At 74.7% G+C, this 15,419-nt stretch carries 9 protein-coding genes and 1 pseudogene; 3 read left to right on the top strand and 7 right to left on the bottom strand.

Annotated features, from left to right (window positions below):
• Nucleotides 1-354 precede the first annotated feature (354 nt).
• Genes ACQPYA_RS23135 through ACQPYA_RS23145 form a run of 3 tightly spaced genes read left to right on the top strand, consistent with a single transcriptional unit; the run spans nucleotide 355 to nucleotide 5,195 of the window.
• The gene (locus ACQPYA_RS23135; protein ID WP_433529192.1) at nucleotides 355-1,407 is read left to right on the top strand and encodes an AAA family ATPase; all 1,053 of its coding nucleotides are present in this window, start codon (nucleotides 355-357) and stop codon (nucleotides 1,405-1,407) included.
• Nucleotide 1,408: 1 nt separating this feature from the next.
• A complete protein-coding gene (locus ACQPYA_RS23140) occupies nucleotides 1,409-2,707 on the top strand; it encodes a DUF58 domain-containing protein (RefSeq protein ID WP_433529193.1) in 1,299 nt (432 codons plus the stop codon).
• Between the two features lie 16 nt (nucleotides 2,708-2,723).
• Nucleotides 2,724-5,195 carry a transglutaminase TgpA family protein gene (locus ACQPYA_RS23145; RefSeq protein ID WP_433529194.1) on the top strand — a complete coding sequence of 824 codons (2,472 nt, stop codon included), beginning with the start codon at nucleotides 2,724-2,726 and terminating at the stop codon, nucleotides 5,193-5,195.
• 137 nt (nucleotides 5,196-5,332) lie between these two features.
• Here ACQPYA_RS23145 and ACQPYA_RS23150 read toward each other — a convergent pair whose 3' ends face one another.
• From ACQPYA_RS23150 to ACQPYA_RS23180, 7 genes and pseudogenes are all read right to left on the bottom strand, one after another.
• On the bottom strand, nucleotides 5,333-5,728 hold the full coding sequence (locus ACQPYA_RS23150; protein WP_111214799.1) for a DUF3040 domain-containing protein: 396 nt from the start codon (nucleotides 5,726-5,728) through the stop codon (nucleotides 5,333-5,335).
• Nucleotides 5,729-5,843: 115 nt separating this feature from the next.
• Nucleotides 5,844-7,103 (bottom strand): DNA polymerase IV, encoded by a 1,260-nt coding sequence (locus ACQPYA_RS23155; RefSeq protein ID WP_433529195.1) that lies wholly within the window; start codon nucleotides 7,101-7,103, stop codon nucleotides 5,844-5,846.
• Between the two features lie 38 nt (nucleotides 7,104-7,141).
• The gene (locus ACQPYA_RS23160; RefSeq protein ID WP_433529196.1) at nucleotides 7,142-8,401 is read right to left on the bottom strand and encodes an alkaline phosphatase family protein; all 1,260 of its coding nucleotides are present in this window, start codon (nucleotides 8,399-8,401) and stop codon (nucleotides 7,142-7,144) included.
• Nucleotides 8,398-9,144 carry a methyltransferase domain-containing protein gene (locus ACQPYA_RS23165; RefSeq protein WP_433529197.1) on the bottom strand — a complete coding sequence of 249 codons (747 nt, stop codon included), beginning with the start codon at nucleotides 9,142-9,144 and terminating at the stop codon, nucleotides 8,398-8,400. Before ACQPYA_RS23165 ends, ACQPYA_RS23160 begins: the two co-directional genes overlap by 4 nt.
• Nucleotides 9,145-9,241: 97 nt before the next feature.
• A complete protein-coding gene (locus tag ACQPYA_RS23170) occupies nucleotides 9,242-12,640 on the bottom strand; it encodes an error-prone DNA polymerase (protein WP_433529198.1) in 3,399 nt (1,132 codons plus the stop codon).
• A 510-nt stretch (nucleotides 12,641-13,150) separates the two neighbouring features.
• Nucleotides 13,151-14,623 (bottom strand): annotated as a pseudogene (locus tag ACQPYA_RS23175) (DNA polymerase Y family protein); the annotation flags it as partial.
• Nucleotides 14,620-15,339 carry a hypothetical protein gene (locus ACQPYA_RS23180; RefSeq protein WP_433529199.1) on the bottom strand — a complete coding sequence of 240 codons (720 nt, stop codon included), beginning with the start codon at nucleotides 15,337-15,339 and terminating at the stop codon, nucleotides 14,620-14,622. The gene ACQPYA_RS23180 and the pseudogene ACQPYA_RS23175, both read right to left, overlap by 4 nt.
• Nucleotides 15,340-15,419: the final 80 nt, after the last annotated feature.

A 15,419-nucleotide genomic window follows, 5' to 3' on the forward strand; every position in this document is an offset into this window, starting at 1 on the left:
GCCGTGCTGTCGCGCGCTCAGCGCATCAGCACGGCCCGGTAAGAAGCAGGAAGACTCCGGCCATGACCGGCAGTGTACCGCCATCCGTCCGGCGCTGCCGGCGACCACCCCGCCCGGTCCGGATCGGCGCGACGGGTCCCCTCACCCCGCAGATTCGGTGACATGCGCTGGGTAACTGAACAAATCACTGCATAAGCACTCAAACACCTGCGGCGGTCGGCGTTGACGACAAACATGGTTAGCCTGAGAGGCCAGTGAGATTGCTGCGGCAGACGAGGCTCGCACGTCGCGAACCCAACGGCGGGTCCGGGTGCTCTATACAGAGCTGCCGTGACGGCGACGAGGAGGAGGCCCGTGACACAACAGACCTGGGACGAAGTTGGCGGACTGCTGCCGCACGACGAGTTCCGCGCCGCGAGTGACGCCATCGTGGCCAACATCGAACAGGTCATCGAGGGCAAGACCGCGACCGTACGGCTGGCCCTTGCCGTGCTGCTCGCCGAGGGTCACCTGCTCATCGAGGACGTACCCGGTGTCGGCAAGACCAAGCTGGCCAAGGCACTGGCCCGCTCCATCGACTGCTCGGTACGCCGCATCCAGTTCACCCCCGACCTGCTGCCCAGCGACGTCACCGGGGTCAGCGTCTACAACCAGGAGACGCACGACTTCGAGTTCCGGCCGGGCGCGGTCTTCGCCAACCTGGTGGTCGGCGACGAGATCAACCGGGCTTCACCGAAGACCCAGTCCGCCCTGCTCGAATGCATGGAGGAACGGCAGGTCACGGTCGACGGGGTGACCTATCAGCTACAGACCCCGTTCATGGTGATCGCCACCCAGAACCCGATCGAGATGGAGGGGACGTACCCGCTGCCGGAGGCGCAGCGTGACCGGTTCACGGCCCGGATCGCGATGGGTTACCCCGACCCGAACGCCGAGCTGGCCATGCTCGACGCCCACGGCGCGGTGGATCCGCTGCCCGGGCTGCGACCGGTCTCCGACGCCGACACCGTGCGCCGGCTGATCGGCCACGTCCGGCAGGTGCACGTCGCCGACGCGGTGAAGCAGTACGCGGTCGACCTGGTCACCGCCACCCGGGAGGCGCCCGACCTGCGCCTCGGCGCGTCCCCCCGGTGCACCCTGCAACTGCTGCGCACCGCCCGCGCGGTGGCCGCGCTCGACGGGCGCGACTATGTGCTTCCCGACGACCTCCAGGTGCTCGCCGTGCCGGTGCTGGCGCACCGGCTCATCCCCACCGCCGACGCCCAGCTCGCCCGGCGCACCACCGACGCGATCGTCGCCGACCTGGTGCACCGGCTGCCGCTGCCGCACGACCGTAAGCGCTCGCCGTACGACACCCGCCCGCCGAGCGGCACCGGCCGGGCCCCGTTCGAGCCGCGGAGGCCGTGACGTGCGTGACGGGCTGCGAGGGCTGACCACCCGCGGCCGCTCGTTCCTGGCCGCCGCGGTGGCGGCGGCCGTCTCCGCCGGCATCCTCGGCGAGAAGGACCTGCTGCGGGTGGCCGTGCTCCTGGCCATCCTGCCGCTGCTCGCCGCGCTCTACGTCGGGCGCAGCCGGTACAAGCTGGCCTGCCACCGGTCGCTGGATCCGCACCGGGTGCCGGTCGGGGCCAACGCCCGGGTGGTGCTGCGGTTGCAGAACATGTCCCGGCTACCCACCGGCACCCTGCTGCTGGAGGACCGCCTCCCGTACGCGCTGGGCAGCCGGCCCCGGGTGGTGCTGGAGCGGCTCGGCGCGCACCAGGCCAGCTCGGTGGCGTACACCGTGCGCGCCGACGTGCGCGGCCGGTACGAGGTCGGTCCGCTGGTGGTCCGGATGACCGACCCGTTCGGCCTCTGCGAGCTGAGCCGTGCCTTCCCCGGCACCGACCGGCTCACGGTCATCCCGCAGGTGGTGCCGCTGCCGTCGGTGCGGCTGCCCGGCGAGTACGCCGGCAGCGGCGAGAGCCGGGCCCGCTCCGTCGCGGTGCACGGCGAGGACGACGCGGCGACCCGTGAGTACCGGCGGGGCGACGACCTGCGCCGGGTGCACTGGAAGTCGACCGCGCGCACCGGGGAGCTGATGGTGCGCCGGGAGGAGCAGCCCTGGGAGAGCCGGGCGACGGTCCTGCTGGACACCCGCGCGTACGGCCACCGGGGCGACGGCCCGACGGCCAGCTTCGAGTGGGCCGTCTCGGCCGCGGCCAGCATCGCCGTGCACCTGCGGCAGGCCGGTTACAAGCTGCGCCTGGTCACCGGGGCCGGCGCGGACGTCGACGCCGGCGAGGGCGCCGGCGACGGGGTGCTCCTCGACCACCTGGCGGAGGTCCGGCTGGACCAGCGGGTCGAGATCACCACTCTGGTGCAGCACGTCCGACAGCGGGCCGACGGCGGCCTGATCATCGGCGTGTTCGGCTCGCTGAGCACGGCCGAGGCGGAGCTGCTGGCCGGGTTGCGGGCCAACGGCGCCACCTGCGTCTGCTTCCTGCTGGACAGCTCCGCCTGGCTCAACCTGCCGGCCAACGCCCGGGCCGAGGCCGACCAGGCGCACGACGCCGCCGCGCTGGCCCTGTTGCAGTCCGGTTGGCGGGTGATCGGCGTGGACCACGGCGGCCGGCTGCCGGCGCTCTGGCCGCAGGCGGGACGGGGCTCCCAGGGGTTCGCCCTGCGGGCGGCGATGGCCGAGACGGTGGCGGGCGGCGCACGATGAACGGAAGGTCCCCCTCATGATCGCCCATCGGAACCTGGGCCTGGTGGCCGCCGCGGCGACGGTGCTCGCCGCCGCGCCGCTGTCGGCCATCTTCGATCGCTGGACGTGGCTGATCCAGACCGTCATCGTGGTGGCCACGGTGGCCGCCGCGGCGGCGCTGTCCCGGCTCGGCCGGACCCCGCTGTGGGCCCAGATCCTGGCCATGCTCGGCGGGCTGACGCTCGTGTTGACCTGGTTGTTCCCCAGCGGTGACGAACTGCTGGCGGTGCTGCCCACCCCGGCCACCTTCGGGCACTTCGCCGAGCTGCTCAGCAACTCGGTCGAGGACATGCGCTCGTACGGCGTGAAGGTCCCGGACACCGACCCGCTGCTCTTCGTCACGGTGCTCGGCATCGGCGGGGTGGCGGTCCTGGTGGACGTGCTCTGTGTCGGGCTGCGTCGGCCCGCCCTGGCCGGCCTGCCGATGCTGGCCATCTACTCGGTGCCGGTGGCGATCTACGTGGACAGCGTCCCGCCGGTGCCGTTCGCGATCGGCGCCGCCGGTTTCCTCTGGCTGCTGGTCGCCGACAACGTCGACCGGGTCCGCCGGTTCGGCCGGCGGTTCACCGGGGACGGCCGCGACGTCGACGTCTGGGAGGCGTCCCCGCTGGCCGCCGCCGGCCGGCGGCTGGCGGTGGTGGGCCTGGCGCTGGCCGTGCTGGTGCCGCTGGCCGTGCCGGGGATGACCGCCGGCCTGCTGACCGGCCTGAACTCCGGCCAGGGCTCCGGCTTCGGCGGCTCCGGCCTGGGCGGCTCCCCCGGCCGGGTCGACCTGTTCGCCGCGCTCAGCGGGCAGCTCAACCAGTCCAAGGTGACCGACCTGGTGAAGGTCACCACCACCGAGGAGGAGCCGTTCTACCTGCGCTTCGGCGTCGCCGACGAGCTGCGCAGCGACGGCTTCCGGGTACGCGGCCCCAACGGCCAGCGGGTCACCGGCGACCTGCCCGACCCGACGCAGCAGTCCCAGCAGGGTGTCGAGCAGACCCGGCACCGGGCCACCGTCGAGGTGTCCCGCGACCTGAACATGCGACTGTTGCCGGTCTACGCCGAGCCGATCCGCTTCGGGCAGCTCGGCAACAACTGGTTCTACGACCCGAACCTGCAGGTCGTCTTCTCCAACCGGGAGGACTCCCGGGACCGGCGCTACGAGTTCGACTACGTACGCTCGAAGTACAGCGTGGAGCGACTGCGCACGGCCCAGCCGCTCCCGGCCGACCTGCCGTTGCGCCGGCAGCAGACCGTGACGCCCGACGTGCCCGAGGTGCTGACCCTGGTGGAGGGGCTGATCCGGGGCAAGCGCACCGAGTACGACAAGGTCCGCGCCATCTACGACTACTTCTCCGAGGACAACGGCTTCAGCTATCGGCTGAGCACCGAGCAGGGCACCAGCGGGCAGGAGATCCTCGACTTCCTGGAGAACAAGGTCGGCTACTGCCAGCAGTACGCCGCGGCGCTGGCGTGGATGGTGCGCAGCGCCGGCATCCCGGCCCGGGTGGCGTTCGGGTTCACCAACGGCAGCCGGCGCAGCGGTGGCACCTTCACGCTGACCAACCGGAACCTGCACGCCTGGACGGAGGTCTACTTCGACCAGATCGGCTGGGTGCCGTTCGACGCCACGCCGACCTACGGGGTGCCCGGCGCCACCCGCTCGGCCTGGGCACCGGACACCGACGCCCCGGAGGAGACGACGCCACAGCCGGGCACCTCGGGCGCGCCCGACGACGCCGATCCGTCGGCCGGGCCGGACCGCGGGCCGAACCAGTTCGAGGAGGACCTCGACCCGGGCACCGGGGGCAACTCGAACACACCGGACGCGCAGACGCCGATCTGGCTCTGGTGGGTCGCCGGCCTGCTGGTGCTGCTCGTCCTGCTGGCCGTGCCCGCGTTGCGCCGGCTCAGCCTGCGTCGACGTCGGGGCCGGCCGGCACCGGCGGTGCGGACGGTCGAGACACCCGACGCCGACCCCACCGTCGCCGGTACGCCGGTGGTGCTGGTCGGCGCCGATTCGGATCGGGCGCGGGCCGACGCGCACGCCGCCTGGGACGAGCTGATCGACACGCTGGTCGACTACCGGATCCGGGTGGACCGGACGGAGACCCCGCGGACGACCGCCGACCGGCTGGCCCGCGAGGCGCTGACCACCGACACCGAGGCCGAGACGGCGGCCCGCCTGCTCGGCCGGGCGGAGGAGCGGGCCCGTTACGCGCGGGACCCGCTGACCGGGGAACCACTGCCCGCGGCCCTGCGCACGGTGCGCAGTGCGCTCGCCGGGCGCGCCGACCGGCGTACCCGGCTGGTGGCGGCCGTGTTGCCGCCGTCAGTGCTGCAACGGTGGCGGACCGCCGTCGCGGACGGCTCCTCGCGGCTGGTGGCCTCCGGCGGGCAACTCCGCTACCGGCTGCTGCGGTTCAGCCCGCGCCGGGTGATCGCCAACCGCACCGGACGCTGAGCGGGCCGGCGGCACGACCTGGCCGGGTGCCTGGCGGGGCGCTGAGCGGACCGGGCGCTGAGCGGCCGGCGGCACGAACGACGACCGGGCCGGCGGTGGGCAACCACCATCGGCCCGGTTCCGTCAGCGGTGCCGGGTCAGCGATGCCCCTCCGGGCGCTGCCGCCACCGGTCCTCCATCCGGTCGAGGAAGCCCGGCCGCCGGCCGGCACGACCGCGGGACCGGCGACGACTCGCCGTGCCCCCGACGACGTGCAGGTCGGGTGACTGCGCCCGACGGTGCGACTGCACCGCGAACGCGGCCGAGGCCAGCATGACAACGAATCCCGCCACTGCCAGCGGCGGAGTCTTGATCACCGCGCCATAGACCAACAACGCCAGGCCAGCGATGATCACGCCGGCAGCGACGAGCAGGCGACGCCGCGCGTGGAAGCGCGGATCGCTGGCGCGCACAGCCGAGGCGAATTTGGGGTCCTCGGCAAGCGACCGCTCGATCTGCTCGAACAGCCGCTGCTCGTGCTCCGAGAGCGGCACGGCACTCCTCCCCGGTCACGTTGGTCGGCCCGGTCGGACCGACAGACCGTGGCAGCCAACCGGCTGCTTACCCGCAAGTCTACGAGGGCCCTCGCGCGTCGGAAAGCGGGACGACCTATGGCCGGGTCGGATTTTCATTTCGTCGGGGATCGCGCCCGGTGAGAAGACTGGCCGGTCCTATGACGGACCGCCCGAAACGGGCAGCTGCGGCGTCGGCGGCGACCTCCGCCTCCCGCCAGCCCCGCTCGGGCGCACCGAGGGTGAGCTGCCGGGGTGTCTCGTCCGCCGCGCTGAGCGACTCGGCCCGGACACCGAGCAGGCGGATCCGTTCACCCGGTTGCAGCGCGGTGTAAAGAGACCAGACCGTGTCGAACATCTCCCGGGCGACATCGGTGGGCACGTCGAGGGTGCGCGAGCGGGTGACGGTGCGGAAGTCGGCCATCCGCACCTTGACCGAGACCGTCCGCCCCACCTGCCCGGCGCCGCGCAGCCGGGCGCCGACCTTTTCGGCCAGGGCGAGCAGCGTACGGCGGATCTCGGTCGGATCATCGACATCGACGTCGAAGGTGACCTCCGCGCCGATCGACTTCTCCACCTGCTCCGGGCTGACCCGACGCGGATCGCGTCCCCACGCCAGCTCGTGCAGGTGCGACGCGGCCGCCTCGCCGAGCGCGGTGTGCAGCATCCCCACCGGCGCCTCGGCGAGGTCGCCGACGGTACGCAGACCGAGCCGGCGCAGCGCCTGCTCGGCGCGCTCCCCCACCCCCCACAGCGCGGCGACCGGCAGCGGGTGGAGGAAGTCGAGCACCCGGGTGGCCGGGACCACGAGCAGGCCGTCGGGCTTGGCCCGGGTCGACCCCAGCTTGGCCACGAACTTGCTCGGCGCGACCCCCACCGAGCAGGTCAGCCCCGACTCCGCCGCGACCCGTTCACGGATGCGGCGGGCGATCGCCGCCGGTCCGCCGAACAGCCGCCGGGCACCGGCGACGTCGAGGAACGCCTCGTCCAGCGAGAGCGGCTCGACCAGCGGTGTGACGTCCCGGAAGATCTGCATGACCGCCCGCGAGGCGGCCGTGTAGCGGGTGAAGTCCGGTGGGAGGAAGACCGCGTGCGGGCAGAGGGCTCGGGCGCGCATGGTCGGCATCGCGCTGCGTACGCCGTACCGCCGGGCCTCGTAGCTGGCCGAGCTGACCACGCCGCGCGGGCCGACCCCGCCGACCACGACGGCCCGGCCGCGCAACTCCGGCCGGTGACGCACCTCCACCGAGGCGTAGAAGGCGTCCATGTCGACGTGCAGGATCGGGCAGCCGGTGTCGTCGGCGTCCGGCCCGAAGCGGGGATCACCACCCCGGGGTAGCGACTGGCTGCGGCCCACCCGCGCAGGGTAACGCCCGGCACCGACATTTCCGCCGGTCAGCCCCGCAGCACCAGCAGCGGGATGGCCATCTCGGCCGCCGTGTCCGCCCCGTGGAAGGCCACCAGCCGGGACAGCACCGGGCTCTCCGACCGGCTGGCCAGCACCGCGTACGTGTCGTTGCAGATCACCACGACGTCACCGAGGCGGCCCAGGTGCTCCTCCGGGACCGGCCCGAACCAGCCGGCGGCCACCGCCTCCGCGCGGGTCAGCACCCGGGCGGCCCCGCCCAGCACCCCCGACCAGGCGGCCACCACGTCGGCGGTGGCACCGGGGGCGACGTGCAGGTAGCGCACCCGCGGCTCACCGGCGACGACCCGCACCCCGGCCCGCAACCGGGGGTCGGTGTCCAGGTCGAACCGGTGCCCGGCGGGCACGTCGAGCTGCCCGTGGTCGGCCGTGACCAGCAGCGCCGCGTCCGGCGGCAGCCCGTCCACCAGCCGGGCCAGCAACGCGTCCACCTCGGCGACCGCCGTCCGCCAGGGCGTCGAGTCGACACCGCTGAGGTGGCCGTTGCGGTCCACGTCCGGGTGGTAGCCGGAGACCAGGGTGGGACCGGACCCGGCGGCCAGCGCCGCCAGCATCGTGACGGCCAGCGCGTCGATGCCGGCCGCGCCCCGGTAGTCGCCGCCCCGGTTCGCGGCCAGCGTCAGGCCGGTGCCCGCGAACTCCGGCCGGCTCACCACCGTCACCGCCACGCCCGCGGCGCGGGCCCGCTCCAGCTGGGTGGTGACCGGCTGCCAGCGCAGCGGCGACGGGTCGTCGGTCCAGTCGATGTGGTTGAGCACCCGATCGGTGCCCGGTACCCGCAGGGTGAAGCCGAGCACCCCGTGCGCGCCGGGCGCCGCGCCGGTGCCCAGGGTGACCAGGCTGGTCGGGGTGGTGGAGGGGAAGCTACAGGTGAGCTGCCGGCCCGTGGTGGCGGCCAGCCCGGCCAGGGTCGGCGCGTACGGCGCGGCGGTGGGGATCTGGTGCCAGCCGAGACCGTCGACCAGCAGCACCGCGACCCGGCGCACCCCCGCCAACCCGGCGGTGAGGCCGAGAAGGTCGGCAGCACCGGGCACGCCGAGTACGGCAAGAGCGCTCGGCAACAGATCCCCGAGACTCCCCCCGCCATACCCCGGCGCGACCGGAGTAAGCAGGGGCCCCCTCTTAACGCCTGGTGTATAGGAAGGGCCCCCTCCTAACACCGGCTGCCGGGCGGATGCGGCGGGAGCGGGGGTGGGGGTGGGGGTGGGGGTGCCGGGTGGGTCGGTCATGCCGGGCGGCGGGCGAACAGGTGCAGTTGGGCGGCGACGTCCCGCCAGGGTGAACGGGCCGCCAGCGCCCGCTCCAGCTCGACCAGGGCCGCCGGCTGACCGTCCGCCACGGCCGCGGGGAGCAGGTCGGCGAGGACGCGTACCCCGTGGATCTCCTCGACGGTGAGCCCGGCCGCGGTCAGCAGCGCGGCGGCGCCCTCGGCGTCGAAGCGCCGGCGCAGCGTGTCCCGGGGGCCGGCACTGCCGTCCGGGTCGGCGGCGAGCGTCGCCGCCACGTCGAGGTGGCCGTTCATCGCCCGGCCGAGCACCGCGGCGGCCCGCCCGGCGACCAGCACGCTCGCCGCGCCACCCGGGCGCAGCGCGCCGGCCAGCGCGGCCACCACCGACGCCGGGTCGTCGACGACCTCCAGCACGGCGTGGCAGAGCACCAGGTCGACACTGGCCGGCTCGACCAGCCCGGCGAGCGCGTCCCCGTCACCCTGCACCGCGCGTACCCGCTGCGCCACCCCGGCCTCGGCGGCCCGGCGGCTGAGCGCGGCGAGCGCGTCGGGACTGGCGTCGACCACGGTGACCTGGTGCCCGGCCTGGGCCAGCGGCACGGCGAAGCCGCCGGTGCCGCCACCCACGTCGAGCACGGTCAGTTCGGCGGAGGGCCGGCGGTCCAGCTCCGCGCGGAGCACCGACCAGACCACGGCGGTACGGGGGGTGAGCGGCGGCCCGGCCGAGTTCAGGGTCTGTTCCACCCGGTCGAGCCTAGGGCCTGTCGTGCCGATCACGTCAGGGGAGGCATGGCCCGGCAGCGCACGCGGCCAACGGCACCGGCCCGGGCGGTGCGTGCGGTCAGCGGAAGTCGCGGGAGGGCGGGCTGACCGGGGGTTCGATCGCGTCCAGCCGGTCGGCGACCAGGTTGACCACTCCCTCGTTCCGCTCCAACCGTCCCCGCACGACCAGCGCCGCGCTGGTGCGGGCCACCCGCCGGTGCCGCCGCCACAGCCCCGGCGAGCAGGTGACGTTGAGCATGCCGGTCTCGTCCTCCAGGTTGAGGAAGGTGACCCCGCCCGCGGTCGCCGGGCGCTGCCGGTGGGTGACGATCCCGCCGACCCGGATCCGCCGACCCGGCTCCACCCGGCCCAACCGGTCGATCGGCACCGCGCCCAGGGCGTCCAGCTGCGGACGGACGAACCGGGCCGGGTGGCTCTCCGGGGAGAGCCCGGTGGCCCACACGTCGGCGACCAGCCGGTCGACCGCCTCCATGCCGGGCAGGGTGGGTGCCGCCGCGCCGGTCACCGTGCCGGGCAGCCGACCCGGCCGGTCCTGCGCCGCGGCGCCGGCCGCCCAGAGCGCCTGCCGCCGGGTCAGCCCGAAACAGGCGAAGGCGTCCGCGGTGGCCAGCGCCTCCAGCTGCGCGGCGGTCAGACCCACCCGCCGGGCCAGATCCGACATGTCGCGGTACGGCCCGTCCGCCGCCCGTTCCGCCTCGATCCGCTCGGCCAACTCGTCGCCGAGGGTACGCACGCCGGACAGCCCGAGCCGCACGGCCGGCCCGCCCAGCCCCCAGGCGTGCGGCGGCTCCCCCGGCTGGCTGCCCCACCGGGTCTGCGGGGTGGACTCCAGCACCGGCTTCGCGCCGCTGGCGTTGACGTCCGGTCGGCGTACCTCCACCCCGTGCCGGCGGGCGTCGTCGACCAGGGTCTGCGGCGAGTAGAAGCCCATCGGCTGGGCACTGAGCAGCGCGGCCAGGAACGGCCCCGGGTGGTAACGCTTGAGCCAGGAGCTGGCGTAGACCAGGTAGGCGAAGCTCATCGCGTGGCTCTCCGGGAAGCCGTAGCTGGCGAACGCGGTGAGCTTGCGGTAGACGTCGTCGGCCAGCTCGCCGGTGATGCCGCGCTCGGCCATGCCGGCGTAGAGCCGGTCGGCGATCCGCGCCATCCGTTCCACCGACCGCTTGGCGCCCATCGCCCGGCGCAGCTGGTCGGCCTCGGCCGCGTCGAAGCCGGCCAGGTCGATGGCGAGCTGCATCAGCTGCTCCTGGAACAGCGGTACGCCACGGGTCTTCTCCAGCGCGTTACGCATCAGCGGATGCGGGAAGGTCACCGGCTCCTGCCCGCTCTTGCGCCGGATGAAGGGGTGCACCGAGCCGCCCTGGATCGGGCCGGGCCGGATCAGCGCCACCTCGATCACCAGGTCGTAGAACTCGCGGGGCTTGAGCCGGGGCAGGGTCGCCATCTGGGCCCGGCTCTCCACCTGGAACACCCCGACCGAGTCGGCCCGGCAGAGCATGTCGTAGACCTCGGGGTCGTCCAGCGTCAGGTCACCGAGATCCAGGCTCATCCCGATCATGTCGTAGCCGTAGTGCAGCGCGGAGAGCATGCCGAGGCCGAGCAGGTCGAACTTGACCAGGCCGACGGCGGCGCAGTCGTCCTTGTCCCACTGGAGCACGCTGCGGCCGGGCATCCGGCCCCACTCCACCGGGCAGACCTCGATCACCGGCCGGTCGCAGATCACCATCCCACCGGAGTGGATGCCGAGGTGCCGGGGAAACGTCTGGAGCTCGTTGGCGTACGCGATCACCTGCTCGGGGATCTCCGGCACGTCCACCGTGGCCACGTCGCCCCACCCGTCGATCTGCTTGCTCCAGGCGTCCTGCTGGCCGGGCGAGAAGCCGAACGCCTTGGCCACGTCCCGCACCGCCGAACGGGGCCGGTAGGAGATCACGTTGGCCACCTGGGCGGTGTGCTCCCGGCCGTAGCGGCGGTAGACGTGCTGGATGACCTCCTCCCGGCGGTCGGACTCGATGTCCACGTCGATGTCGGGCGGGCCGTCGCGCTCCGGGGCCAGGAAACGCTCGAAGAGCAGCCGGTGCCGGACCGCGTCCACGTTGGTGATCCGCAGCGCGTAGCAGACCGCCGAGTTCGCCGCCGAGCCCCGCCCCTGGCAGTAGATGCCCTCCCGCCGGCAGAAGTCCACGATGTCGTAGACCACCAGGAAGTAGCCGGGGAAGTCCAACTCCTCGATCATGTTCAGCTCGCGGTCGAGCTGCGCGTACGCCCGCGGGTGTGCCTCGCGCGGGCCGTAGCGTTCCCGCGCGCCCTGCTCGGTGAGGTGGCGCAGCCAGCTCATCTCGGTGTGCTCCGGCGGCACCGGGTACGCCGGCAGCTGCGGCGCGACGAGTTGCAGGTCGAAGGCGAGTTCCGCGCCGAACTCGGCGGCCCGGGCCACCGCCCCCGGGTACCCGGCGAACCGGGCCGCCATCTCGACGCCACTGCGCAGGTGGGCGGTGCCCGCGGCGGGCAGCCAGCCGTCGATCTCGTCCAGACTGCGCCGGGCCCGCACCGCGGCGAGGGTGGTGGCCAGCCGACGCCGCCCCGGGGTGGCATAGTGCACGTTGTTCGTGGCCACCGTGGGCAGCCCGGCGGCGGCGGCCAGCTCGGCCAGGGCGTCGTTGCGGTCGCCGTCGACCGGGTGCCCGTGGTCGGTCAGCTCCACCGCCACCGTCTCCGCGCCGAACAGCTCGGTGAGCCGGTCCAGCTCGCGGGCGGCCGCGTCGACCCCCTCGGTGAGCAGGGCGGCCGGCACGTGCCCCTTGCGGCAGCCGGTGAGCACCAGCACGTGGTCCCGCAGGTCGGCGGCGACCTCCTCCAACTCGCCGTAGACCGGGCGGCCCTTCTCCCCGCCACGCAGCTGGGCGCGGGCGATGGTCGCGGCCAGCCGGGCGTACCCCTCGTGGCCGTGCGCCAGCACCAACAGGTGGCTGCCGTGCGGGTCGGGTACGCCGTTGCGCCCCCGGGGCCCCGGCTGCGGGCCGGGCAGGCCGAGGGAGAGCTCCGCCCCGAAAATCGTCGGCAGGCCCAGCGCGTGGGCCGCCTCGGCGAAGCGCACCACGCCGTAAAAGCCGTCGTGGTCGGTGACCGCGAGCGCGGTGAGCCCCAGCCGGACCGCCTCCTCGGCCAGTTCCTCGGGATGGCTGGCACCGTCCAGGAAGCTGAAGTTGGTGTGCGCGTGCAGCTCGGCGTAGGGCACCACGCCGTCGGGTCGGGTCAGCTCCGGCGGCCGGTAGTGCTCCCGCCGCCGGCTCCAGGCCGGCGAGTCGCCCCCGTCGGCGTCGACCGCAAGAGGATCCACCACGTGCAGATGCCGCCCGTCGCGCTCCACCGAGCCGCCGCCGTTCCTCCGCCCCGGCCGCCCGGACAGCACCCGTTCCAGCTCCGACCAGGGCAACCGCGGATTGTGGAAACTCACCGCCCCCTCCCGGCCGTCGAGATCTTGGTACGTTTCGGCCCTCCGCGGGGCGGAAACGTACCAAGATCCATCTCAGTCATAGATCGCCTCCACCAGCCACCGGCCGCCCTCCACGGCGAGCAGCAGGGCGGCGCCGTCGGCCAGGCGGACCTGGAACCGGGCCCGGCGACGCGCCTCGGCCGGGGCCCACCACCGCTCGTCGACCGGCCACGGGCCGACCCAGCCGACGATCTCGACCGGCACGGCCGTACGAACAGGGTCGGCAGGCGCCGCAGCCGGACGAACCGGGGCGACGGGCCCCGCGGCCGGGCGGACACGGGCAGCAGGCTCCGCAGCCGGGCGAACAGGGATCGCCGGCTCCGCGGCTGGACGAACAGGGGTGGCAGGCTCCGCGGCCGGGCCGAGGGGGACGGCGGGCGCCACGGCCGGATCGACGATCAGCCGGGCCGGCGGGGCGCTCACCGCCAACCGCGCGCTCACCACGACCGGTGCGCCGGCGGCGTCCAGCACGCTCGCGGCGAGCGGGGTGGGCAGCACCACGGCCGGCGAGGGCGGCGGCAGACACCCCGGCCAGGACGGCACCGGCTGCCCCGAGCCCGCCCGTCGGCCACCCGCCCGGCCCGGCTTCCCCTCGGCGGCGGCTCCGGGGGCGTCGGTCCGGGTCGGCCGGCTCGCTGTGGGCCCCGCGGCCCGCCGGACGCCGGTCGGCGGCAGCGCGACGCCGAGAGGTTCGACCGGCTCCTCCGGCAGCGGCGCGACGCCGGGGCGGGCGGGCCGGCGTTCGTCGCCCCACGGGACCAGGCTGACCTGGTCGGACGGGGACCGACCGCCGCCGAGCACCGCAGTGACCACCGCCTCGGGACCGAGCAGGCCCTGCACCCGGCTCAGCGCACGATGCGCCCGTTCGCGTTCCGCACCGGTCTCGCCCCACAGCCCGGACTGCAGGCCGGCCTGGGCGAGCACCCCGTCCGGCACCAGCCGCAGCCGGATGATCCCGGCGGTGGGGCGAGCCGGCCCGCCGCCCCGGCGACTGCCGGAGAGCCAGCCGTCCAGTTGCCAGCGGACCCGGTCGGCGATCGCCGCCGCGGTCAGCAGGCCGTCGTGCCGCCAGACCCGGTGCAACTCCTGGCCGTGCGTGGTGACTGCCTCGATGCCGAGCCGGGTGCAGGACAACCCGTGCCCGGCAAGTCGCTCGTGCAGCCGCTCGGCCAGCGTGCGGGCGGCGAACGCCGCGACGTCGACCCGGTCGATCGGCTCGTCGAGGTCGGCGGTGACCGTCAGGTCGGCGGGCGGGCGCCGGACCGCGAGCGGCTGGTCGTCCCGGCCGGTGGCCAGCCGGTGGGCCAGCGCCCCGTCGAACCCGAACCGGGCCAGCACGTCGCCGGCCGGCAGCGCGGCGAAGTCACCGAGCGTACGCGCCCCGAGCCGGCGCAGCAGGTCGACCAGGGCGGGCCGGCCGAGCGCCTCGACCGGCTGGCCGGCCAGGAACTCCGGCGTCCCGCCGGGCGGCACGATCCGCCCCTCCCGGGCCGCCAGCCCGGCGGCGAAGACCCCGTCGGCGACACCGACCTGGCTCTCCACCGCGCAACTCTGGGCGACCTGCTCGACGATCCGCTCGGCGGCCGCCTCCTCGCCGCCGAGATACCGGCTCGGTCCCCGGGCGGCCAGCGCGCAGGCCCCCGGGCGGATCACCTCGACCCCGACCGCCACCTCCTCGACCGCCGCCACCACCGGCTCGAAGGCCCGGGCGTCCCGGCCGGGGTCGTGGTCGACGACGGTGAGTCGCGGGCAACGCCCCTGCGCCTCCCGCCGGCGCAACCCCCGGCGTACCCCTTCGGCGCGGGCCCGCTCGGAGCAGGCGACCACCCGGTTGGCGTGCAGCACCGCGACCGGGCCGGTGGCAGGCACCCCGTCGACGATCTCGGCGGCAAGGACCGGCCAGTCCGGACACCAGAGCAGCAGGATCCGCGTCGGCGTGCTCACTGGTGCACCATGCGCAGCCGGCTGGCATCTGGACGACCGGCTCCGGGGGGCGCGGGAATGACCCGGGTCAGCTCGTCACCGGGCAGCCATACCTTGACCTCCTTGGGCCGGGCAGCCGCGCCCCGCCCGCTGGCCGAGATGGTCACCTCGCGGCGACGCAGCCGTCCCCGCCCCGCCCCGAGTCCTTCCCACACCCCGCGGACCACCTGGAGCGTCACGTCCGCGCCGTCCCACCGGCCATACGGAACGAGTACGCAGCCGCGTTGCCGGGCCCGCGCGGCCAACCGGCCGGCGACGGAGGCGGAGACGGTGGCCGGTACGGCGGTGACCACCACGTCGACCCCGTCGATGAGCGCGGCGACGACGGTGGGCCACTCGGGCCCGGGTTGGGGCACCAGGGCGAGCCGGTCCAGGGCGATCCCGGCCTCGACCGCCGCGCCGGCCCCGAAGGTCGGCATCCCGACCACCGCACACCAGGAGCCGGCCCGGGACGCCTCGGCGAGCAGGGCGAGCAGCAGCGACGTGGTACCGCTGCGCCGGGGCTGCCCGACGCCGACCGCGACGGTGCTGCCGCGCCGCAGCCCGCGGCTGGGCAGCAGCCCGGTCAGCTCGGGCCGGACGGGCAGCACCCGGTGCCCACCCGCGGGGTCGGGTGCGCTGGCCGGGCGCACCAACTCGGCCAGCGCGGCGGAACCGACCACCATGCGGCCCGCCATCGGAGCTCCCCCGTCGTTTCCGCCACCGGGCACCGGCCCGTGGATGGTGCTGTCGTGGTTCAAAGGGTCGTGGATCAGAA

The sequence above is a fragment of the Micromonospora sp. CA-263727 genome (genome assembly GCF_050942455.1).
Lineage (GTDB): Bacteria > Actinomycetota > Actinomycetes > Mycobacteriales > Micromonosporaceae > Micromonospora.